Here is a 22,195-nt window from a genome sequence, read left to right on the forward strand (position 1 = left end):
ACGCGTCGCCGGTGCCGCCCAGCGGGAGCAAGCTCTAATCAAACAAAAAGCGGGAACTTCGCCCCGAATCCCCTATCTCAAAGACAATTCGCCACCCCGGCGGGCTTTGTGTTGGCCGCTGTCGAAATAGCGGCACGCCCTTTGAGATTTGTGCCGATGGTCAATAAAAATCTACAAGACACATCCCTTGAGCAGTGGCCCGAGGCCGCGCAAACGTTGATGGCGCTGATGCATGCGCAAGGTGAAGTGGCGCGCCTGAGCGAACGCGAACAGCTGTTCAGCTCGCTGCTGGTCAGCGTCAACGCCGTGCTTTGGGCATTCAACTGGGAAACCCGTCAGGTGCTCTACGTCAGCCCGGCCTATGACCGGATCTTCGGCCGCCCCGCCGGCCTGTTGCTGTCCGACTACAACCACTGGCGCGACAGCGTTTATCCCGACGATCTGGACTACGCCGAGCGCAGCCTGGCGCGAGTGCTGGTCAACGGCGCCGTCGAAGACCGCGAGTACCGCATCATCGCCGCCGACGGCCAAGTGCGATGGCTCAGCGACAAGTGCTTCATCAACCGCCAGGCCGAACCGGGCCAACCGGTGATCATCGTCGGCATCGCCGAAGACATCACCGAAAAGAAGCAGATGGAAACCGAGCTCCACCGCTTGGCCACCACCGACGTGCTGACCCAAAGCAGCAACCGTCGACACTTCTTCGAATGCGCCAATCGCGAATTCGAGCAGGCGCGCTCGCAAGGCAAGCCGCTGGCCTTCCTGCTGCTGGACATCGATGACTTCAAAGTGATCAACGACACCTACGGCCATCCGGAGGGCGACAAGGTGCTGCAACGCATCGCCGAGAGCGGTCGTGCGGCCCTGCGCCGTGGTGATCTGTTCGGGCGGATTGGCGGTGAGGAGTTCGCCGCTGTGTTCCCTGGCTGTGCACCGGACATGGCCATGCAAGTGGCCGAGCGCCTGCAACGGGAGATTCAGCGGTTGAGCTTCAGCCATGACGACCAGACGTTCGGCATCACTGTCAGCCAGGGCCTGACCAGCCTCACGCCCGAGGATGAAAACCTCGACAGCCTGTTCGCCCGCGCCGATGCGGCGATGTACCAGGCCAAGCGCCAGGGCAAGAACCGGATAATCTCTGGCTGACAGGCCCGGCACAGACCTAATGTGGGAGCGGGCTTGCTCGCTCCCACGGGGTTCGGTGTCAGCTTCACTTCTTGCGCAAGCGCATCAACTCCGGCAATCCGATCTTGAGCAACCGCGCCGTGCGGCTCTTGGCCAATGCCTCGAGCCCCTCATGCTCGGTCAGGCGCGCCAGTTGCGCGGCCATGTTCATCACCAGTGCTTCGCGGGAGTAAACCCCGCCACCGAGCTGGTACACCGCCGCAATCAGTTCACGCAGCTCCAGCGGCAGCCGCCAGCGGGTGCGCAGCGCCGAACCGTAGGCCGCGCCGAATTCCGCCAGGGCATCGCCGACCTCCTCCCATTCATCCAGCTCACCGCCGGCCTGCTTCCACTCCTGCAAACAGCGCAGCAACGCCAGATCGCCGAGGCGATGCAGCATGCCCGCGCAATAACAACGCTCCTGATCCAGATCCAGCAAACGCGCCAGCGTTCGTGCATATTCGGCGGTGTGCAGGGACAATTCCCAATAGCGCTCGGCATAGTCCGCCAGTTGCGGATCACTGAGCCGGGCACTGCGCTTGAGGGCAAGGCCCAGAATCAGGTTCATGCTTTGCCCGGTGCCCAATCGATGCAGTGCCTGCGACAGCGTTTGCACGGCGGCGCCATGATGCTGGGCCGCGCTGTTGGCGGCAGCGATCAAGACAGCGGTGACTTGCGGATCGGTGCGGATCTCGTCTTCAAGCCGCGTCAAATCGAGGCCATCAGGATTGAGGCTACGCTTGATCGCCACCTGCACGTCGGTCATCAGCGGTGCACCGTCCGCCAGTTCACGCCGCCGCTCCAGATACACCGACAAGGTCATGCCCGGCGCCAATGACGGCACTTCGCAGGACACCTCTTCACCCGCGCTCAGCAGCAAATCCTGCAGGCGCTGGGTCAGGTTTTCCATGTTCAGGGGCTTGGTCAGGTACGCCGTGGGCGCCAGGGGCAAGGCTTCACGCACGCTGGCGCTGTCGTTGCGGCTGCTCATCAGAATGAACGGCAACGGCGGATTACGTTTGCGCTGGCGAACGCTGCGCAACACATTCAGGCCATCGACGCCGGGTAACTCCCAGTCGACGATCACCAGGTCATAAGGATTTTCCGCCAACAGCTGCAGGGTCTCCTGGCCATCGGCACACAGGTCCAGCCGCGCGTCGCAGCGCACATTCAACAACACCTGCTTGAGCAGGTCGCGGGACCAAGGGTCCGCTTCGGCAATCAGCACTCGCGGTACAGCGGGTAACACCACAGCAGTCATCTGCACACTCCAACGGCAATGCTTGCACCTTAGTCAATGCTGGCCATTCGATACAGCCCAATTGCTCCTGATGTGTTTCAAGGGACATAAAAAAACCCGCCGAAGCGGGTTTTTTGTCGATCAGTTCACAAACGGATCAGAGCTCGGCGAAGCACTCTTCGATGATCGCCAGGCCTTTGTCCAGTTGCTCGTCCGGCGCGGTCAGCGGTACCAGCACACGCAGAACGTTGCCGTAGGTGCCGCACGACAGCAGGATCAGACCCTTGTCGCGAGCCTTGGCCACAACGGCGGCTACAGCAGCCGGGTTCGGCTTGTGGCTGTCGCCGTTTTCAAACAGCTCGACAGCGATCATCGCACCCAGTGCACGCACGTCACCGATCACCGGGTATTTGGCCTGAATGGCTTTCAGACCAGTCACCAGACGCTCGCCAACCGCTTTGCAACGGTCCAGCAGGTGCTCTTCTTCGAAAACCTCCATCACGGCCAGGGCCGCGGCGCAAGCGATCGGGCTACCGGCGTAAGTGCCGCCCAGGCCGCCTGGAGCGATGGCGTCCATGTATTCGGCCTTGCCGCACACACCGGCCAGCGGGAAGCCGCCAGCGATGGATTTGGCGAAGGTGGTCAGGTCGGCGGCAACGCCCATCTGTTCCATGGCGAAGAAGGTGCCGGTACGGCCAGCGCCCGTCTGCACTTCGTCAGCGATCAACAGAATGCCGTGCTGGTCGCACAAAGCGCGCAGACGCTTCATGAACTCTTTAGGCGCGACGTAGAAACCACCTTCGCCCTGCACCGGCTCGATGATGATCGCAGCGATGTCACGCGGCTCGGCGTCGTTCTTGAAGATGCGCTCGATGCTGGCGATCGAATCGTCGATGCTCACACCGTGCAGTTCGTTCGGGTACAGCGCGCGGAAGATGCCGCCTGGCATCAGGCCCATGCCGGCCGAGTAAGGCACGACTTTACCGGTCAGGCCAAGGGTCATCATGGTGCGACCGTGGTAAGCGCCGGTGAACGCGATCACGCCGGCACGGCCAGTGGCGGCGCGGGCGATCTTGATGGAGTTTTCCACGGCTTCGGAGCCAGTGGTCACCAGCAGGGTTTTCTTGGCGAAATCACCCGGCACCTTGGCGTTTATTTTTTCGCACACTTCCACGTACGGCTCGTAGGCCAGTACCTGGAAGCAGGTGTGGGTCAGCTTGTTCAGCTGCGCAGTCACGGCGGCGATGACTTTCGGGTGCAGGTGACCGGTGTTCAGCACGGCGATACCGCCGGCGAAGTCGATGAACTCACGACCTTCAACGTCGGTCACGGTGGCGTTCTTCGCGTGGTCGGCGAAGATCGGGTGAATCTGACCAACACCACGGGGTACAGCAGCGGTGCGGCGGGCCATCAACTCAGCGTTAGTCTTGCTCATACATTCCTCATTCGCCGCTCATCGGTCGGCGTGGTTCAAGGATTAAGCGGCGGGGAAGCAACTACGGCAGCATGCGATGATCGACTGCCACAGCGTTCCCGGCCACAGAGAAAATTCCGTTTGTTGCACGCAAAGGGACAGCGCTCTCGTGCCCTTTGCGTTTGAAGCAATGCCTTGCCGGGCTTATCCCTTCGGGCTTAGATGCCCAGGCAGAGGTATTTGATTTCCAGGTAATCTTCGATGCCGTACTTGGAGCCTTCACGGCCCAGGCCCGACGCCTTGATGCCGCCGAACGGCGCGACCTCGTTGGAGATCAACCCGGTGTTGACGCCGACCATGCCGTATTCCAGGGCTTCAGCCACACGGAACACACGACCCAGGTCACGCGCATAGAAGTACGAGGCCAGACCGAATTCGGTGTCGTTGGACATCGCAATCACGTCTGCTTCGTCTTTGAAGCGGAACAGTGGCGCCAATGGACCGAAGGTTTCTTCCTTGGCCACGGCAGCGTTGTTCGGCACGTTGGTCAGAATGGTCGGCTCGAAGAAGTTGCCTTGCATGCTCTTGCCGCCCGCCAGGACGGTAGCGCCTTTGCCGACGGCGTCAGCAATGTGCTCTTGAACCTTGGCCACGGCTTTCTCGTCGATCAGCGGGCCAGTGGTGGTGCCGTCTTCCAGACCGTTGCCGATCTTGAGTTTGGCCACGGCCACTTTCAGTTTTTCGGCGAACGCGTCGTAGACCGAATCCTGAATGTACAGGCGGTTGGCGCAGACGCAGGTCTGGCCGTTGTTGCGGTACTTGGAAATGATCGCGCCTTCGACGGCCTTATCCAGGTCCGCGTCGTCGAACACGATGAATGGCGCGTTGCCGCCCAGCTCCAGCGAGACTTTCTTGATGTCCTTGGCGCACTCGGTCATCAACTGACGACCGATTTCGGTCGAACCGGTGAACGACAGTTTGCGCACGATCGGGTTGCCGGTCAGCTCGCTGCCGATGTCGCCGGCGCTGCCGGTCACCACACTGAACACGCCGTTCGGAATACCGGCACGCTGGGCCAGTTCAGCCAGGGCAAATGCCGAGAACGGGGTTTGCGAAGCAGGCTTGAGCACCATGGTGCAACCGGCGGCCAGGGCCGGGCCGGCTTTACGGGTGATCATCGCGGCCGGGAAGTTCCACGGAGTGATCGCTGCGGTCACGCCGATTGGCTGCTTGATCACGATCAGACGCTTGTCTGGCTGGTGGCCCGGAATCACGTCACCGTAGACGCGCTTGGCTTCTTCGGCGAACCACTCAATAAAGGAAGCGGCGTAAACGATCTCGCCCTTGGCTTCAGCCAATGGTTTGCCCTGCTCCAGGGTCATCAGACGAGCCAGGTCGTCCTGGTTCTCGATGATCAGCTCGAACCAGCGACGCAGCTTGTTCGCGCGCTCCTTGGCGGTCAGTCCACGCCAGGCCGGCAGCGCCTTGTCAGCGGCTTCAATCGCACGGCGGGTTTCGGTAGCGCCCATTTTCGGCACAGTACCCAGAATTTCGCCCGTTGCCGGGTTATTGACCTTGATCGTCTGACCGTTGTCCGCATCGACCCAAGCGCCATCGATAAAGGCTTGCTGGCGGAACAACTGGGTGTCTTTAAGCTGCATGTCGGCTTTCCTTAACAGCACCGCGGCCAGCGCGGAGCGAATTATGATTGTAGAAAGGCGCCTTATAGGCTGCCGTCAGGGAAATCATTCACCGGGCTGAAGCACATAAATAGCGCACTGATCGAACTCGTGCGGTTCAGCACCCAGACAAGAGCGTTTGAAATCTCAAACGAATCCTAGGATCAAAGGGGGTAAAGGACAATAGCCTGTTCGAAAAAAAGAACGAAAACGCCGCATTTGCCTATTTTTTCGGATCAGCGTAGCAACCGTAGGTTACGCTTTGGAAAAACGCAGACGATTCAGCAGCATGGACGCCCGCAGCGCATATGAGTATCATGGCGCCCGCATTGCACCAGTAGCTCAGCTGGATAGAGTACTGCCCTCCGAAGGCAGGGGTCGTGGGTTCGAATCCCGCCTGGTGCACCATATGTAGAAGCGAGAAAGCCTCAGGTCTTAGGGTCTGGGGCTTTTTTGTGGGTAAGCCATTTTCAATGGTTTGGGTCTAGTGATCAGCGCTGCCTGATTCGAATAGACGTCCAACGTCCCTTGCGGCATGCAGGACACGCTCAATCTGAACATCGCCCTCGAAAAGACTATAAAAGATCAAATATCGGCCGTGGGAAATCATTCGCAGCCCTCTGGCATAGTCATCTCGGGGAATACCTTGATTAGGCTGATCCAGCAGCCGAGCACAGCACACTCGTAGCTCACCAACAAAAGTCCGAGCTCGACCCGGATTGTCACGGGCAATGTAGCGGGCGATTTGCTGCAGATCCTCTCGTGCCAGTGCGGAGAAAAACAGTTGTCTCATGGGCGCTTCTGCTCTGCTTCGACCTCATCAATGAGCGCATCAAGCTCGGCAAACACGGTATCGGCAGCAATAGCCGGACGTGGGTCATTGCGGCTGGTCGCAATAGCTACACATATTTCTGCGGCTCGTAATCTATCCAGGAGCTGCTGATAAGCGGCGTGCGGCAAAAGGTAGGCAGCAGGACGATTGTGGTTGAGAACGGCAACTGGCTCTGAGCCTGCTTGCTCAATCACAGTACTTGGGCTGCGTTTCAGCTCGGTAATACTGACCGACCGACTCGCAAGTAATTGCTCCATGACGGCTCCAAAGGTACAAAAAATAGTACCTTATAGTGCTCGATTTTCCGAACAACGGTCAACGTGCAACTGACCGGGGCCATCTGCCCCACAAAAAACCATCGAAACGGGTTTCCTTTGCTGTCGTTAAATCGAGATTCGCTAGTCAAATGACCGGCAAATGAGCGGCACGAACAAAGGCGGCTGAAACCGCACCTTGGCCAGTTGCTGTGGCGCAGGCGTCCGACCTGTTGTTCCTGGCCAAGTCGTTTGCTGAGGATGCAGCCTACGCAAAAGACACCGATCGCCACGCGTGGGCCGCGCATTATCTGACTGCGATGAGTAAGGCAGTGATTGATGATGTGGTGAAAGTGTTGACGCAACCACCGCAGACGGCGACGCAACAAGCCGCAGAATAGCGGCAACTCACCCTTTAAATGCGCCCCGATTATTCGGGGCCTCCACAATTGCGTGTAGATGCTGACTTCTGCCGTCCTACCACTCATGCAACTGCATAACCGTGCAATAGCAGTGGTCAGGCATGCGCTCGATCTTCGTCAGAGCTTGGCGCAAGTTTCCAGATAATCAGTGACGGCCTCTTCAAATGCGTTTCGAAGTTCCTGTACCGACTCGCCATGAAACCCAACGACATCTCTAATACCAGCGATATGGCCGACAAACAGGCCGTCTTCCTCGCTGTATTCAATTCGGGCGGCATAGCCTTTGTAATTCATTACGTTCATGGGGTGACTCCTGCTTGTTCAAGGAAAGCCCGCGCACCACGAACCTGGTAGGACTTTGCTTTTTTGTCCGGGTGTGGTCGATGAAAGGTGCCAACCACACCGTTGAGCTCAAAACGTACCCGGAACCCAACATGATTGGTAAGGCGGAAAAATCCCAGGCAATAAAAAACCCCTGAGCAGTCTCAGCACCGAAGCGCATCAACCGACAGGGGCCATCAACATTTCTTTAATGGCAAAAAACCGCCAAAGCGGTTTTTTCATTCTGTCGTCCAGTCAAACTCGTCGTATTCATCATCGTCTTCTTCGTCCTCGATCAACTCATCATCAAGAACGTCTTCCTCAAGATCATCTTCTGCCTGCTTCGCCAGAAGAAACTCCTTACGACTCTCAGTCACTGCTCGCCGCAGTTCCTCACCCTTCACCGGGCAGTTGAGCATTTGGGCGATGCGGTCGATTTTTTGGGCCACGGCATCCTCCAACGCATCGGCTATGGGCTGATAGTGCGCGCTTTCGGGGGTTGTTGCCAAATCGGCGACCGCTGTTCAGCTCATTTTTTCTGCATTTCCTTGAGTTTGGCCGCAAGGTTTTCCTTGGGAAAGCGCTTGTGCAATGTCGTCATCAGCGCTTCGGCTGCTTGGGTTTGTCCGGCGTCTTGCAGGAGTATCACTTCACGTAATTGATCATCCAGTGACTTGGCCGGCGCGGCGGCGCGTTTGCTGAGTTTGGCTTCGTCGGCCATTTCGCTGTTGATCGACTCTCGTTGCATCGGTGCAGCAAAATCCGCCATCGGCGCAGCCGGGGCGGGCGTAGCCTGGAAGCGGGCAGCGGCTTCCGGTTTAGCAGTCGGTGCGGACGCTTTCGGCGCAGGAGCGAAGTCGTAACTCGGCAATTGCTCGGGCGTGCGTTGCACCAGCGCCAGCATCAGCGCAACCCCGACCAGGCTTGCGAACGCGACTTGCCAACGGGGCTGTTGGCAGGCGCGGAGCCAGCGTTGCCACAGGTTCGGCTTCGGCGCGGGGGCTTCGCGGTGGACAGTGGCGAGGATGAAGGCGTCGAGGTGCGCCGGTGGTTCGCCGCTGCTGTGGTCGCGGAAATGCTTGAGCATTTCATCGTCGGGCGATGACGGTGTTTGTTTGGCGTCAGTCATGTCAGTACCTCCTCGGCCAGCAGCCGACGCAGTTTTTGCTGGGCGTAGCGCAAGCGGCTTTTAACGGTTTCCAGCGGTGTTTCGGTGAGGGTGGCGATCTGCGGCAGGTCGAGGTCGCCGTGGGCGCGCAGCAGGAACACTTCGCGCTGGTCGGCGGGCAGGGTTTGCAGAGCGGTTTCGAGGCGTTGACCGTCGCGGCTCAGGCTCAGCAGTTGTTCAGGGTCGGCTGCGTCGTCGATCAGGGCGTGGGCCTGTTCGTCGTAGCTGTCGTGCAAGGGGTTGTGAATGCCATGTTTGCGCCAGTGATCGATCAGTCGGTTGCGGGCAATCTGGTAGAGCCAGGTACGAAAGTTCGCCCGGCCTTGTGGCTGACTGGTGCTGCGGATCAGGCTCAGCCAGGTTTCCTGGTACACCTCTTCGGCCAGTTCGGGTTTGCCGCTGAGGCCGAGGAGGAATCGATACAGGCCCTGGCGGTGGCGAGCGTACAAAACTTCGAACGCCGGCCCGTCGCCAGAGCGGTAGCGCGCCAGCAGCGATTCATCGCTGCTGGCGGTTGAGCTGATTGCAGGATCGGACATGTCAGCTTTCACTCTATCCGGTTGTCGTTGGGCGGTTGATTCGAGGCGGTGGAGGCTCGCAGGCTCTGCGCCAATTCCACCAATTGCACAAACTCACCGCGCAGGCCGAATTGATCGTCACCCCGTGCGCCACGGGCCAGGGTTTCGGTGTCTTTCAAGCTGAAATCACCGGTGTAGCGCCCGTCCTTGAGCTGCTGGGAAAACGCAGCGACGGCGGCGGCAAAGCGCAGGTCATCGCTGGCGGCCGAGATTTTGCCGGCCTCACTCTTCAGGATTGGTCGTTCGATCAAGCGACTGTTCCCACCTTCCGGCAACTGATAACGCACCCGCAGCATCGCCATTTCTCCGTTTTTTGCGGAAACATCGGTCGCCGATTTGCCATAGCGCAACGGTTCCAGCCAGCCCTTCTCGCCCTTGGGCACAATTTCGTACAGCGCCGTCACCGTGTGCCCTGCGCCGATTTCTCCGGCGTCGACTTTGTCGTTGCTGAAATCCTCACGCTTCAAGGCGCGGTTCTCATAACCCAACAGCCGATATTCGCTGACCTGAGCCGGGTTGAACTCCACCTGCAGCTTCACATTCTTCGCCACCACCGCCAGGGTCGAGCCGAGTTGATCCACCAGCACTTTGCGCGCTTCGCGCAGGTTGTCGATGTAGGCGTAGTTACCGTCGCCGGCGTCGGCCAGTTGTTCCATCAGGTGTTCATTGTAGTTATCCACACCAAAACCCAGGGTGGTCAGGGACACGCCAGTCTTGCGTTTATCCACAGCCATTTGCTTGAGGCTGTCGAAGTCGCTGATGCCGACGTTGAAGTCACCGTCGGTGGCTAGCAGGATGCGGTTGATGCCTTTGGGGATAAACGCCTGTTGCGCCATTTGGTAAGCCAGTTCGATACCCGACGCGCCGGCGGTCGAGCCGCCCGCCGTCAATTGCTCGATGGCGGTACGAATTTTCGCTTTTTCCCGTCCGGAAGTCGGCTCCAGCACCACACGGGATTCTCCGGCATAGACCACCAGCGAAACCCGGTCCTGCTCGCGCAATTGATCGACCAGCAATTTCAGGGTGCTTTTGACCAGAGGCAGGCCTTCGCGACGGTCCATGGAGCCGGACACGTCCACCAGAAACACCAGGTTCGCTGGGGCCAGCGTTGCCACCGCGCGATCGGAGGCCTTGATGCCGATACGCAGCAATCGGGTATGCGGGTTCCAGGGTGACGGCGCCAGTTCGGTGGTCACGCCAAATGGCGAGCCGTCGGTGGGCAAGGCGTAATCGTAGGGGAAGTAATTGACCATTTCTTCCAGCCGCACCGCCCCTTCCGGCGGTAAACGCCCCTGATTGAGCAAGCGCCGGACATTGGCGTACGCGCCGGTATCGACATCGGCGCTGAAGGTCGAGACCGGCGCTTCGGCCACGCTGTGAATCGGGTTATCGACCAGCGCCTGATATTGCTCGCGCTGCTCATCCCGGTAGCCCTGTGGATAAGTTTCACCTGCGGGCACTGGCGCGAAAGCGACCAGCGGCGCCGGTCGTGCGCTGTGCTTGGCCATCGCGGTGTCCGCCATTGTGGCGGCCTCGCGACGCACTAACGCTTCAGTTTTCGGCGCATTTTGAGCTGGGGGCGCAACCGCTGCCGGGTTGCCCGTCTCAGAGGGTGGTGTGGATGAACCGCCGCAACCGGCAACGGCCAGCAGCAACCCGGCGGCGAAACCCTGGGCGGCCGGGCGGAGGAAGTGCAGAGGGACGGACATGGGGGCTGACCTCAGGAGGAAATTGACTCATTCATCCTCTGAGACGGACAGCCCGCCGGGTTCGGGTTAAGCCGACGTGAAAAATCTTCAGCGGTGATAACGCCGCACCACGCTGCTGTTTTTCAACACATGGCCTTTGATCTGCTCCAGCAGCTGCGCGCGGGTCAGGCCGGCGGGCAAGGCTTCTGGCGCCAGGTCCAGGGCGTAGATCTGGATGACGTAGTGATGGATGCTGTCACCGATGGGTGGGCACGGGCCAACATAGTTAGTGGTGCCTTTGATGTTGGTGCCACCCACGCCTTCGAGGGTGGATTTAGTGCCGACACCGGCCGGGATCTGCCGCGTCGTGGCCTTGATGCCGTAACGAATCCAGTGATCGACGCCCAGGCCTTTCTGGCCGTCCGGGTCGTGCATGACGATGGCGTAGCTGAGGGTGCCCGGAGGGCCGGCGTTCCAGCTCAGGGCCGGGGACTGGTTCTTGCCGCCGCAACCGCTGGCATCGCTGGCCTCCGCCGACGTGAACAGCCGATTGTCCGAAACGCCGGGGATGCTGAGGGTGAAACGCTCCTGGGCCTGCGCCGGCAATTGCACGCAAAGGGCGACTGCAACGGCCGCCAGCCAAGGGTTCAAAGAGGTCAATCGGGTCATACCGGAGCACCTTGTGCGGGGTGGGGCCGTCGTCGGCACGCAAACTATAGCCGGACCGTTCGTGCGGTGGCAGTGGGAATTGGCTGAACCTGGGAATAAGCGCCAAACTCCTAAGTGAAACACCTGCCTGGAGATCGATCATGGCACTGCACCGCGTCGCCCGTTTCGCCGATGTGCCCCTCGACCGTGGCCTTGAAGTCCGGATCGACAAGATGAAAATCGTCTTGCTGCGGGTCGGCGATCAATTGCGCGCCTATCAGGGTAGATGTCCCCACGCCGGGGCTCCCTTGGCCAAAGGTGCGCTGTGTGAGGGCCGGCTGATCTGCCCGTGGCACAAGGCGGCTTATCGTCTCGAAGACGGCGCGCTGTGCGAGCCACCGTCCCTGGACAGTCTGCGGCGCTATCCGCTGGAGTTGCGCGACGATGAGGTCTGGGTCGACGACCAGCCGATGCCCGGCCCCAGCACACCGCCGGAGGATGATAAGCGGACCTTTGCGATCATCGGCGCCGGTGCAGCGGGGACGGCCTGCGCGGCGGCGCTGCGGGAGAAAGGCTTCGGCGGTCGGGTGCTACTGATCGACCGCGAGCCCGAAGCCGGATACGACCGTACGGCATTGAGCAAATTCGTGATTGCCGGGGAAATGCCACCGGACGAAGTTCCGCCGCTGCGCGATGAAGACTTTTATCGTGAACAACGCATTGAACGGATAAACAGCGATGTGATGGGCCTGGATGCACCGAACCGGACTCTGCGCCTGGCCGATGGTCAATCGTTGAGCTATGACGCCGCGGTGATTGCGACCGGTGGCATACCAAAATCCCTGTCGCTGCCAGGCGCCGATCTGCCGCAGGTGTTCGTGTTGCGCTCGAAGGCGCAGGCGCAGCAGATTCTGACCACCGCAAAACCGGGTCAAAGGGCAGTGATTGTCGGCGGCAGCTTCATTGGTCTGGAATCCGCTTCATCCCTGCGTCAGTACGGCTTGGATGTCACCGTCCTGACCCGCCATGCCATCCCTTTCGAGGCGCAATTCGGCGAGGCCGTCGGCAAGGCGATTCGTGCCCTGCACGAGGCCAATGGTGTGGTGTTTCATACCGATGGCGAAGCGGCGAAGATCGAAGGCACAGGCAAAGTCGAAGCGGTGCTGCTGGACAACGGCCAGCGCTTGCCGGCGGATCTGGTGCTGGTCGGCATTGGCGTCACCCCGGCGACCACTCCGTTTACCGATCTGCCGAAGGAAAAAGATCAGTCATTGAGGGTCGACGGCGGCATGCGCGTGACCGACGGGCTCTGGGCCGTCGGCGATATCGCGACCTTCCCGCTCAATGGCCAGCCCCAACGGATCGAACACTGGCGCCTGGCCCAGCAACAGGCGCGGATTGCGGCGGCGAATATGCTCGGCGGCGACGAGCGCTACCTCGACGTGCCGTATTTCTGGACCTGGCACTTCGGCAAAAACTACGACTATCTCGGACACGCCGAGACCTGGGACGAGGTTGAGTTCAAAGGCGACCCAGAAAATCCGCCGTTTATTGGCCTGTTCGGTAAAAACGGCGTGGTGGCGGCAGCGGTTGCGTGTGATCAGGAACGGGCGATGGCAATGCTCGCCGAACGGATGAAACAACCGCTGTCGGTGGACGAGGCGTGGCGCCTGATCCGGGATTTTGCCTGACGCACTTTTTCAAGGCGTCAGGTTCAGACGTGGCTCATCGGCTCGCGGTTGTCGTCATCTTCGGCCGGCAGGCGGATCACCAATGGATGCTCCAATGGCGCCAAGGGCGGCGGCAGTTGGGACGGGTCGACCGGGGTGAAGTGCGTAACGACATGGCTGACATCGCCTTCCTGATCGTTGTGAATGGTCATTGAGCCCGGCGTGCGCAGTTTCGCCAGTCGGTCGCCGGTCAACTTGAAGCTTTTGCTCAGCCCCTGATCGTCCACCACCGGCGCCGGCAAACGGCGCTGGGCGAAGCTCTTGCTTTTGCGTTGTTGATAACGCGCCCAACCAATCAGGATCACCGCGTTCACCAGCGCCACCCACAGGTAAATCTGCAACGTACCGAGGGCGTCGAAAAAAGATGCATCGATGCGCGGCCCGTCATGGGTATCGATCAACGGCCACAGACCCCGCGCCAGTAAATACAGCAGCCCGATCCAGGCCAGCACGGTGAAGAAAACATCGAGAACGACCAAAAAGGGCCGCTGCCGGGTTCTGATGATTTTCATTTGATGACCTCCTCTTCATCGTCATCCAGCGGCTTGATGCCCCGGTCCGGACTGACCCAGCGCGCGCGCTTCTGATGTTGGCCAAACAGCACTTTGGGGAAGCTGACCAGGGTGGTGAGCAGGCTGATGAACCAGAACACCAGCGGGTACCAGACCACCCAGAACATGGTCCTGCCGAGTCCCTTTTCGTAACGTCGGTCGATCATGATGCTGACCGCGAATTGCACCAGGCAGACCACCGCCAACAGCAGCCCGGTAAAGGCCGGCGGCATCAGGTGATGGACAGCAATGGCAGGCGGCATTTCGACGAACTTTCCGACGCCCCAGAAGATCACCGACAACAGGAAGGTGAAGGCCCAACCGGTGGACAGGCAGTATTCGAACAGCAACGGCCAGAGGTAACGATGGCGGTATTGCCAGATGCCCCGGATGTTCTTGAACAACACCTCGGCGCCGCCCTGGGCCCAGCGCAAGCGCTGCTTCCACAGGCCGCCGAGGGTTTCGGGCATGAGGATCCAGCACAACGCGCGGGGCTCGTAGAAAATGCTCCAGTGATCCAGTTGCAGCTTCCAACTGATGTCGATGTCTTCGGTGATCATGTCCGGGCTCCAGTAGCCGACCCGGTTCAGGGCCGTACGACGGAAGGCGACGATCACCCCGGAGACGGTGAAGATCCGCCCGAACACCCGCTGGGTACGCTTGATCAGGCCGATGATCGAGGAGAACTCGCCGACCTGTACCCGGCCGATCAGGGTCGAACGGGTGCGGATTCGCGGGTTGCCGGTCACAGCGCCCAGTCGTGCGTTGTCGAGCATCGGCGCCACCAGATAGGCCGCGGTATTCGGCGCCAACAGCGCGTCACCGTCGATGCACACCAGGTACTCGCTGCGCGCCGCGATGGCGCCCATGCGCAGGGCCACGGCTTTGCCCTGGTTTTCCGCCAGGTGCAGCACCCGCAAACGCGGATCCTGCGCCGCCAGTGCGTCGAGCACCGCGGCGGTGTTGTCCTTGGAGCCGTCGTTGATCGCGATCACTTCGATGTTCGGGTAATGCTGGGCCAGCGCCGCGTGGATGGTATCGGCGGCGTTGTCGCCTTCGTTGTAGCAAGGGATCAGGATCGAGATCAGCGGTTCGCCGGCCAATGGTGGCGGCAAGGTGTCGTCCTGCCACGGCCAGTGCCGCTCCCAGTGCAGCCAGAAATACAGGCCGCCGGCGATCCACAGCCCCGACATGAACAGTGGGTAGAAGAATACGAAGTCCATCAGGAATTGCCCGGTGACCAGAAAGATCAGCCCGAGGGGAACCCCCAGGACGATCGCCAGAACCAACAGGGCCAGAAGTCTGTCCAGCATGTTATGGATTCCACTTGTTGGAGAGCGCGGGCCGCACGGCTTTCAGGTCCGGCTGGTTCTCGAGGAAGTTGTCTGGGTAGTAGCCGAAACTGGTGGCGCCCTGACGCTTGAGGCGGCCCATCCAGTCAGCCAACTGCCCGCCGTCGATGTCGGCGTGTTTATTTTTCGTCCAGTCGCGGGCCTGCAATTCGAACACCGTGCGGTCGAGTGCGCCGGGGCGCGATTTGACCGTCGCCACCAGTGCTTCGAGCCACGGTCCGGATTGCTGGCGGCTCTGTTTTTCCATCAGCGGCATGGCCATCGGTGCCGTCCAGTCGTAGGCGCCCAGGAAGTCGTCGAGGTTCTGTGCAAACCAGGCTTCGCTCTCGGGGTTGAGCATCGGCTCGGCGAAAATATTGCGCGCCGTCTTCACTTGCGGGCCGCGAATGGCGCGAACCTTGGCGGTCAGCTCATGGGTGAAATCGATCAGGTAGCGGCTCTTGAACCGCGTCCAGCGTTGCAGGGTGGCCGGATCCTCGCGCAGGGCGGCTATCGAACCGGGCAGGCCGTTGGCGGCATAGACTTTCAGGGCTTCGGGGCCGGCGTCTTCGAAGTCCGACAGCACCGCGTCATCGTGATAGAGGATGCCGTCGACCGAGGTCAGGCGTGCCACGTCTTCGTAGATTTCACCGATGATGCGCCGCACGTTCGGATCGAACGGTGACAAGCGCTTGTACTGGTCCGGATCGATCGATGCGGTACCGGTTTTCGGGTCCCAGCGAGTGACTCGCGGCAGCTTCGAATCCAGGGCAAAACTCAGTACCGGCATCCAGGCATAGACTTTGACGTGAGCCCGGGTGCGCAACTGCCAGGCCACGCGATCGAAGATATCGGCGCGCATCGGCAGATGACGGTTGGGGAAGTACAGCGAATGCACCAGGCCATCGCCCGCGGGATCCGCGAAGGCTTGCAGGAACACCGTGTTGGCACCCATGTCGGCCATGCGCTGGATCAGTTTGCCGAGGTTGATTTCCTGTTGGGCCGGGTCCGGGTCGTAGACGTTGTCCAGATCCACATGCACCACGCGCATCGGCGATTCGGCCTGCACCGCGACGACGCTGTTGGCGAAGTGTTCGCCATCCGGGTCCGAGGCCACCAGAAAGCGCGGGCCGCTCATCAGGTTGTCGAGGGCATCGAGGCCGTCGTCCAGAGTCAGGGCCATCTGATAACCCTGGTCGTTGATCACTTGCAGCGAGGTGCCATCCGCCACGCCGTACGGCCACACCCAGACTCGCGGTTTGTAGCCAGTGACCTTGCGGATTTTCTCCGAGATGGCCGCTACGTCAGCGCGCATCCGGGCCTGGAATTGGGCTTCAGTTTCGTAGCGACCGGTGGCGGCGTCATAGCGCCGGGTCGCGGCTGCCGGTTGCAGGTTGCCTTGCGGGTTGGCCAACACGCCTTTGTGGCTGGCGTCGGTGTGGGCGGCGATTTCCACCAGGCCGGACCGGGAAATCTCGCGGATCTGCTCCCAGGTCAGGAAATCCGATCGCTTGCGCGGTGTACCGGCGAAATCCACTGGCTGGTTCTGCGGCGTGTCGATCCACACCCCGACCGGCGCCAGCAAGGCGTGCCAGTTATAGGCTCGCAGCACCGGCAACACGCGGGTGTAGAAACTCGAATAGCCGTCGTCGAAACTCAGCACGATCGCCCGTGGTGGCAGCTCGGGGCCGCCGCTGCGAGCGGCCATGATCTGGTCGATGGTGACGGGTGTGTAGTTGTTCTCCCGCAGCCACGCCAGTTGCTCGAGCAGGCGCTCGGTGCGCACGGCCACCACCGCCTGATCGGGGTCGCGGTCTTCGACATCGTGGTATGCGATCCCCAGCACATGGTTTTTCGGCCACGGCTTTTCATTGGCCGGCATCGGGCGTTCGGACGGCGGCGCGAAGGCTGGGGCTTGCTGGGCACAGGCGCTGATCAACAGCACTCCCAGCAGGAGGATGAAACGCGAAATAAAAGGCATCTTCAAACTCTTCTAGAAGCGGTAAGTAAGGTCGACGAGCAGGCGCAGATCGGTTTCCCGGTCACCGTCAAATGGCCGGTTGATCACGCTCAGCAGGCCGCCCACCTCGAACACGTCGTTCCAGCTGTAGCGCTGGCCATAACCCAGCAGGGCGATACCGCCGGTGCCGTGATCGCGCTGGCTGTAGGTGCCCGCACCGGCCTGGAACTGCTGGCTCCAGGAGGTTTCGTAGCGGTGGTAGAGCACGTGATTGACGTTCATCGTCGGCAGCACGCTGAAGTCGGATTTGGGGTTGAAGTACGGCACGTCGTCGGACTTGGAGTTATGGCTGCTGCCGACTTCCAGACCGAGGTCGACTTGCAGCCCCGGCGCGCGATAAACGCCCTCGCGACCGGTGAGCACGGCTTCGATACGGTTGTTGCCGTCGCTGAAATGCGAGGGGCTGACCGCCAGTCTCCACTCACGGCTTTCATTGGCACGCCAGCGGATAAAGCCGCTGCCGCCGTTGGCCGTGATGTCGCTGTTCAACGCTCGCAACGGCGTTTGTGCCGACAGATATTCGAGGCTGCCGCCGTACTGCCAGTGATCGTCGATGTCTCGGGCAATCGCCAGGCGCGCGCCCTGTTTATCGCCAAAGCCGTAGGAATGGTTGGAGACTTCCGCTTCCAGGGACATGTCGCGAGTCCGACGTTCGAGCCCGACACGCTGGAAGCGATGGTGACCAGTACCTTCCTGGAAATCGCCAGTGGCGTAGCCGGCACCGGCGAACAGGCGCCAGTCTTCATCGATGGGCGGGCTGTACAGCGTGGTTTCGATGCCGAAATCGCGGCTGCCGTTGACCGCCCCGACATCGCCGTTGCCGCCGCCATAACTCTTGCCGCCGTAGGCCTGAACTCGCAGCTCGGCCATGTCATGGACCGCACGCTGACGCTGCAAACGCTGCACCTGACGGTTGTCCGGAAAACGCGCGACCACATCGTCGGTCAGCGCATCCATCTGCCGCCATTCCTGCAGATCCATGGCAGTGTGGCCCTGAGCGACTTCCAGCCCGATATCCCGCGGGGCCATGCTCTCGGTTTCCTTGAGCTGATTCTCGGCGCGTCGTGGCCAATCCCGGGCCAGGTACAGATCGGCCTGGGCCAGACGCAAGCCGACGTTGCCCGGTGCCTGATCGACCAACGTCTGCAAACGCTGCTCGCCCGACGGCAGATCGGCGCCGTAGGTGCCGGCCTGGGCGGCAAGTTGCTGCGCGTCCATCCATTCATCGTTGGGATTGCCCACCGGCAGGCCCTTGAGCTCGACCCGTGGCTTTTGGGTCTTGGCCAGGTCCTCGGCGACCTTGCGCGCGTCATCGGCCTTGTCGCTTTCGAGTAGGGCGTAATAGAGCGCGGTGCTGTCTTCCAGGCGATCGCCGACATCGGCATCCGGCGCTACCAGCACCTGGCGATACAAATCGGTGGCGATTTCCGGCTGACGCTGATCCAGATAGGACGACGCCACCCAACGTAGGGCATAGGTCGGAATCTTCACGCCTTCGGCGAGCAGCTTCTGGTATTCGGTGATCACATCGGCGGTGCGTGCACGGGCCTTGAGGGCGCCCATGCGGTCGATTCGCCAGCGGATGACGTCATCGTGGGCCGCAGGGTCCGGCGTCCAGGTCGCCAGCAACTGGTCGTAATCGGCCAGGGCCCGATCGGCGATCACATAACGTTCTTTTTCGCTGCGGGTGGCGAGTTCGGCCAGGCGCACGCGTTCGGCGGCCAGGTCACCTTCGAGACGGCGTTGCGTGACCGGATCAATCAACCCCGGCCGCTGACGCGCCAGGCGCAAGGCCGGCTCCGGCAAACGAGCGCGTTGCAGGGCAATCACGTATTCCCGAGCGACTTCGGGTTTGCTGCCGGCGCGGGTGAAGGCCTGGTCGTACTCAAACAACGCATCGTAAGTGGCACCGGCGCGGGTCAAGGCGTAGGCCAAAGCCAGACGGCGGCCAGGATCATCCGGTTTCGCCGCCACCAGAGCCCTGGCGCGGGCAACCGCCTCGTCAGGTTTACCGGCGTCGGCCTGGGTCATCGCCAGGCCCAGCTGCAGGTCGGCATTTTGCGGTTCAAGAGCCAGGGCCTTGTTGTACACCTGGGTCGCCGAGTCCCAACGCTTGAGGTTGCGATAGGCCCGCGCGGTGGCAGTCAGGGCCTGGACCGGCAACGCTCGATCACGTCCCTGGGTTTCATAGACCTGTACCACTTCGGCATCCAGACCGGCCCAACTGGCGATCTGCAAGTGATCGCTGATCTGGCCAGTGGAGGCCTGGCTTACCGGCACCTGGCGCAACACCGTCAGCGCAGGCGTGTAGTTGCCGGCCCGCGCATCGCGAACCATTTGATCGTAAGGGGTATCGGCGAGCGCCAGCACCGGCCACAACAATTGGCCGCACAGCGCAACGCGAAACAAGGGGCGCAGCCCACGATGAATAAAGGGACCAGCAATACGCGGCATTCGTCAGCATCCTTACATGGCCAGCCGGGTCGCAATGCCCCTTGCCCACTCGTAACGGAAAGCCGGATCGAAAAACCCGGCCAAGCTTTATCGAAACAGTCTTGCATGCAAGCGTAGTCAATAATTCAAGACACAATATTTCTTCAGATTCGTGGCCGGCCTCCCCTCACCCCGTTTCGGAACCCCAGACAGCAAAACGCCCGGCGTCTGCGTGTTGCAGAGGCCGGGCGTTGCGCTGAAGCCTGCGGTTTTACTGGATGGTGACGTCGCCAGTGCCGCCGAGCTTACTCATCACAAAACCGACAAACTCTTCGAGGGTCATTTTCTGGCCGTTGAAGTCCACCTGATTGTTGGCGTAATGCAGCTTGGTGACGACGTTGTTACCGTCCAGTTTCGCCAGTTGCGTTCCAACCGCCATGCTGCTGAACATGTCGGCGGTTGCGTTCGCCTGATCGGCGATGAGCTTGGCATCGGTCTGGCCGTCGATCTGCGACTGCACGGTGAGCAAATCAACGAGCATTGGCTTGGACACCAATACGTTGAATTCCAGCAACGCGATCAACTGCTTGACCAATTGGTCTGGTGGCAGGTCCATGGATTGCGGTTTGGTCAGGTCCAGCACCAGGTTGGCGCGGCTTTCGCCATTGCTGGTGTTGAACGACAGATTTTCCAGTGCCACCTGAGGACTTGCGGCCAGCAGTTTCTCCAGCCCGGTCTTGACCTGTGCTTCTTCGGCCGGGGTCAGGTTCAGTTGCGGCGCCGGCAGACCGGCGGCAGTGGCTTCGGCGGCGGCCCTTTCGTACGGCTGCAGTTTGGTCTGGTAGATCTGCATCAGCGACATCGTCGACGGGATGTCGAGGTTTTTCAGGCTCATGGCCATCTGCGCAGAGCCGATAACCTTACCGTTCAAGGACACTTCACCGACCTTGTAATCGGCACGCCCAGAAGCGTTGGTGCCTGATTCCCCGGTCTGGTTCTTCATTTCAAAGTTCTTGAAACCGAGTACCGATTGCTTGGGGCCAAAGGTGGTTTTGCTGTTTGTCAGCTCGAGGGTGTTGTCACCGACGTAATAGCCGTAGGTGCTTTTGTTCAGATTACTGGCCAGGGTCAAACCGTTGAGCTCAACCTGCACCGGCGTCTGGTCTTCAGCCACCGTGGTCAGCTTCAGGCTGTCCATGTACCCGTCGGCCTTGACCTTTTGCGCCTGGGCGCTGGCGGCCACGTCGAGTTTCAACCCGGAGAACGTCAGGTTGGACTTGTCATCCAGTGCCGCTTCCAGCGGCAGGAATTCGAGCGAGCCCTTGGTGGAGTTGTCGTAGCCGATGTTGACCACGCCTTTGACCGGGGATTTGTCCTTGGCGGCGGCGAACCACTTTTCGGTCAGCGGGGTTTTTTCCAGCTCGTAGTGACTGGTGGCCAGGACTGGCAACCACTTGAACGATACCAGGCGCGAGAACGGCAGCGGGCCGTGTTCGATGCGGTCGACGAACAGCATCTCCATCGGCGCTTCACCAAACATCTCGCCCTCGCCCTTGAGGCGGTAGTGCGCGGTGCTGCTGAACACATGACGCTCCAGCGACACCAGTTCCAGCGACGCCGTGCCGTTGGAGCCTGCCAGCGCGGCTTGCAGTTCTTTGTTGGCGTCGGCGATCGAGCTGTTCAGCACCCCATCGAGTTTGCTGCCGGTGTACCAGGCGCCGCCCGCGCTGATTGCACCGATGGCCACGACAATTCCTAGAAGCACGCCTGCTGATTTATTCATGAAGTACCCGATCAATGTCCATTGTTGAAAGTGTGGTCGTCTTCCCTGAACCCATAACGGGTCGCGGTCACGACTGCGCTGAAAGTGGCGAGGAGATTAGCATTTGCGCCGCAAAGCGGCCCAATGATTAAAGGTGAAAGAGTGTCTATGGACCGCGCAGAAGAAGCGAGAGTTTCGGCGGCTGTAAGATTGCCATCGCGGGCAAGCCCGCTCCCACAAGGATCGCGCTGAACCTGTGGGAGCGGGCTTGCCCGCGATGGCGTCAGTCCAGCCAACCTCAATTCACGAATACTGCACTTCAATTTCATCAAGCTGATGATCGAAGCTTTTCAGCCGTGCCGTCCACGTATACACCAGCACTTCAAAATCCCGATTGATCACCGCTCCGCCAGTCACTTCCGCGCGCGGATCGCAGAAATCCAGTTGATAGCGTTCGCGGGCCATGGCGTTGGCGACATCGGACAGTTCTCGGGCATTGTTGAGCCAGTGCCAGCCCTCGTCGGCCACTTGCTTGTCCAGCGCCTGGCATTGCTTCTTCAAGGTTTCGAGGCTTTTTTCCAGTGGCGTGCCGGTAAGTTCGCCCATGACTTCCTGAAACGTGCGCCCCGGTTGCCAGTAACTGCCCCAGAAATACCGGTCGAACACCGTTTCTACCCGGCGCAAAGCCACCTTGGTGTCCCAGATCAGTACCAGGGTTTTGCCTTGTTCGAGTTGTCGTTTCTTGATGCGCTGGTTCTGGAGGGAAGCCCAGGCGACCACCACGATGGCCATCACGGCGATCAGTGCCGCCGCGCTGTCGAGGAAGATCAGCGCCTTGTCGATCTGGTGGGCCAGCATGACGCCATAGAAATAGGTGGCCGACAGCAAAACCAATGCCGCAATGGCGCACCAGAAGCCGGGAGCGTAAGGGTTTTTCATTATTAGATCCCCATGACCAAC

The 22,195-nt window shown here is 60.6% G+C and carries 18 protein-coding genes, 1 tRNA gene and 3 pseudogenes; 4 read left to right on the top strand and 18 right to left on the bottom strand.

Annotated features, from left to right (window positions below; translation table 11 throughout):
• The first annotated feature begins 156 nt into the window (after nt 1-156).
• A complete protein-coding gene (locus AC30D7_RS17070) occupies nt 157-1,146 on the top strand; it encodes a GGDEF domain-containing protein (protein ID WP_490134849.1) in 990 nt (329 codons plus the stop codon).
• A 64-nt stretch (nt 1,147-1,210) separates the two neighbouring features.
• Here the strand turns inward: AC30D7_RS17070 and AC30D7_RS17075 are convergent, their stop codons facing one another.
• The 3 genes from AC30D7_RS17075 to gabD form a co-directional block, all read right to left on the bottom strand.
• Complete coding sequence (locus AC30D7_RS17075) at nt 1,211-2,425, bottom strand: HDOD domain-containing protein (protein WP_490134850.1); 1,215 nt, start codon at nt 2,423-2,425, stop codon at nt 1,211-1,213.
• 136 nt (nt 2,426-2,561) lie between these two features.
• Nucleotides 2,562-3,839 (bottom strand): 4-aminobutyrate--2-oxoglutarate transaminase, encoded by a 1,278-nt coding sequence (gene gabT, locus AC30D7_RS17080; RefSeq protein WP_018929369.1) that lies wholly within the window; start codon nt 3,837-3,839, stop codon nt 2,562-2,564.
• Between the two features lie 197 nt (nt 3,840-4,036).
• Complete coding sequence (gene gabD / locus AC30D7_RS17085; protein ID WP_490134851.1) at nt 4,037-5,479, bottom strand: NADP-dependent succinate-semialdehyde dehydrogenase; 1,443 nt, start codon at nt 5,477-5,479, stop codon at nt 4,037-4,039.
• Between the two features lie 349 nt (nt 5,480-5,828).
• Here gabD and AC30D7_RS17090 point away from each other — a divergent pair.
• Nucleotides 5,829-5,905: transfer RNA gene (locus AC30D7_RS17090), tRNA-Arg, on the top strand.
• A gap of 76 nt (nt 5,906-5,981) precedes the next feature.
• Here the strand turns inward: AC30D7_RS17090 and AC30D7_RS17095 are convergent.
• Complete coding sequence (locus AC30D7_RS17095) at nt 5,982-6,290, bottom strand: type II toxin-antitoxin system RelE/ParE family toxin (protein ID WP_081625773.1); 309 nt, start codon at nt 6,288-6,290, stop codon at nt 5,982-5,984.
• The gene (locus tag AC30D7_RS17100; RefSeq protein ID WP_019581695.1) at nt 6,287-6,586 is read right to left on the bottom strand and encodes a type II toxin-antitoxin system prevent-host-death family antitoxin; all 300 of its coding nucleotides are present in this window, start codon (nt 6,584-6,586) and stop codon (nt 6,287-6,289) included. Before AC30D7_RS17100 ends, AC30D7_RS17095 begins: the two co-directional genes overlap by 4 nt.
• A 206-nt stretch (nt 6,587-6,792) precedes the next feature.
• Here AC30D7_RS17100 and AC30D7_RS17105 point away from each other — a divergent pair.
• A pseudogene (locus AC30D7_RS17105) lies at nt 6,793-6,984 on the top strand (DUF3077 domain-containing protein); the annotation flags it as partial.
• Nucleotides 6,985-7,125: 141 nt separating this feature from the next.
• On the opposite strand, the pseudogene AC30D7_RS17110 reads toward AC30D7_RS17105, so the two are convergent.
• The 7 genes and pseudogenes from AC30D7_RS17110 to AC30D7_RS17140 all read right to left on the bottom strand — a co-directional run.
• Nucleotides 7,126-7,308: pseudogene (locus tag AC30D7_RS17110) on the bottom strand (type II toxin-antitoxin system HicB family antitoxin); the annotation flags it as partial.
• Nucleotides 7,305-7,436 (bottom strand): annotated as a pseudogene (locus AC30D7_RS17115) (type II toxin-antitoxin system HicA family toxin); the annotation flags it as partial. The pseudogenes AC30D7_RS17110 and AC30D7_RS17115, both read right to left, overlap by 4 nt.
• A gap of 129 nt (nt 7,437-7,565) precedes the next feature.
• The gene (locus AC30D7_RS17120) at nt 7,566-7,835 is read right to left on the bottom strand and encodes a hypothetical protein (protein ID WP_019581692.1); all 270 of its coding nucleotides are present in this window, start codon (nt 7,833-7,835) and stop codon (nt 7,566-7,568) included.
• A gap of 20 nt (nt 7,836-7,855) precedes the next feature.
• A complete protein-coding gene (locus AC30D7_RS17125) occupies nt 7,856-8,455 on the bottom strand; it encodes a hypothetical protein (protein WP_490134852.1) in 600 nt (199 codons plus the stop codon).
• Entirely contained in the window at nt 8,452-9,033 is a 582-nt protein-coding gene (locus AC30D7_RS17130; protein WP_230174042.1) for an RNA polymerase sigma factor, read from the bottom strand. The genes AC30D7_RS17125 and AC30D7_RS17130 overlap by 4 nt, the downstream gene beginning before the upstream one ends.
• Before the next feature lie 8 nt (nt 9,034-9,041).
• Nucleotides 9,042-10,781, bottom strand: coding sequence for a vWA domain-containing protein (locus AC30D7_RS17135; protein WP_490134853.1), 1,740 nt, complete (start codon nt 10,779-10,781; stop codon nt 9,042-9,044).
• An 87-nt stretch (nt 10,782-10,868) separates the two neighbouring features.
• Nucleotides 10,869-11,429: a YbhB/YbcL family Raf kinase inhibitor-like protein gene (locus AC30D7_RS17140; RefSeq protein ID WP_490134854.1), complete on the bottom strand. Its 561-nt coding sequence runs from the start codon at nt 11,427-11,429 to the stop codon at nt 10,869-10,871.
• 140 nt (nt 11,430-11,569) lie between these two features.
• On the opposite strand from AC30D7_RS17140, the gene AC30D7_RS17145 reads away from it, so the two are divergent.
• A complete protein-coding gene (locus tag AC30D7_RS17145; protein ID WP_490134855.1) occupies nt 11,570-13,099 on the top strand; it encodes an FAD-dependent oxidoreductase in 1,530 nt (509 codons plus the stop codon).
• Nucleotides 13,100-13,122: 23 nt separating this feature from the next.
• On the opposite strand, the gene pgaD is transcribed toward AC30D7_RS17145, so the two are convergent.
• From pgaD to AC30D7_RS17175, 6 genes are all read right to left on the bottom strand, one after another.
• A complete protein-coding gene (pgaD, locus tag AC30D7_RS17150) occupies nt 13,123-13,650 on the bottom strand; it encodes a poly-beta-1,6-N-acetyl-D-glucosamine biosynthesis protein PgaD (RefSeq protein WP_019581686.1) in 528 nt (175 codons plus the stop codon).
• The gene (gene pgaC, locus AC30D7_RS17155) at nt 13,647-15,002 is read right to left on the bottom strand and encodes a poly-beta-1,6-N-acetyl-D-glucosamine synthase (RefSeq protein WP_019581685.1); all 1,356 of its coding nucleotides are present in this window, start codon (nt 15,000-15,002) and stop codon (nt 13,647-13,649) included. The genes pgaD and pgaC overlap by 4 nt, the downstream gene beginning before the upstream one ends.
• 1 nt (nt 15,003) lies before the next feature.
• Nucleotides 15,004-17,001 carry a poly-beta-1,6-N-acetyl-D-glucosamine N-deacetylase PgaB gene (pgaB, locus tag AC30D7_RS17160; protein WP_490134856.1) on the bottom strand — a complete coding sequence of 666 codons (1,998 nt, stop codon included), beginning with the start codon at nt 16,999-17,001 and terminating at the stop codon, nt 15,004-15,006.
• A gap of 12 nt (nt 17,002-17,013) precedes the next feature.
• On the bottom strand, nt 17,014-19,494 hold the full coding sequence (pgaA, locus tag AC30D7_RS17165; RefSeq protein ID WP_096481493.1) for a poly-beta-1,6 N-acetyl-D-glucosamine export porin PgaA: 2,481 nt from the start codon (nt 19,492-19,494) through the stop codon (nt 17,014-17,016).
• A gap of 250 nt (nt 19,495-19,744) precedes the next feature.
• Entirely contained in the window at nt 19,745-21,256 is a 1,512-nt protein-coding gene (locus tag AC30D7_RS17170) for a YdgA family protein (RefSeq protein WP_490134857.1), read from the bottom strand.
• Nucleotides 21,257-21,538: 282 nt separating this feature from the next.
• Nucleotides 21,539-22,174, bottom strand: a complete 636-nt coding sequence (locus AC30D7_RS17175; RefSeq protein ID WP_019651562.1) for a hypothetical protein — start codon at nt 22,172-22,174, stop codon at nt 21,539-21,541.
• Between the last annotated feature and the right edge of the window lie 21 nt (nt 22,175-22,195).

The sequence above is a fragment of the Pseudomonas sp. DF5 genome (assembly GCF_058148225.1).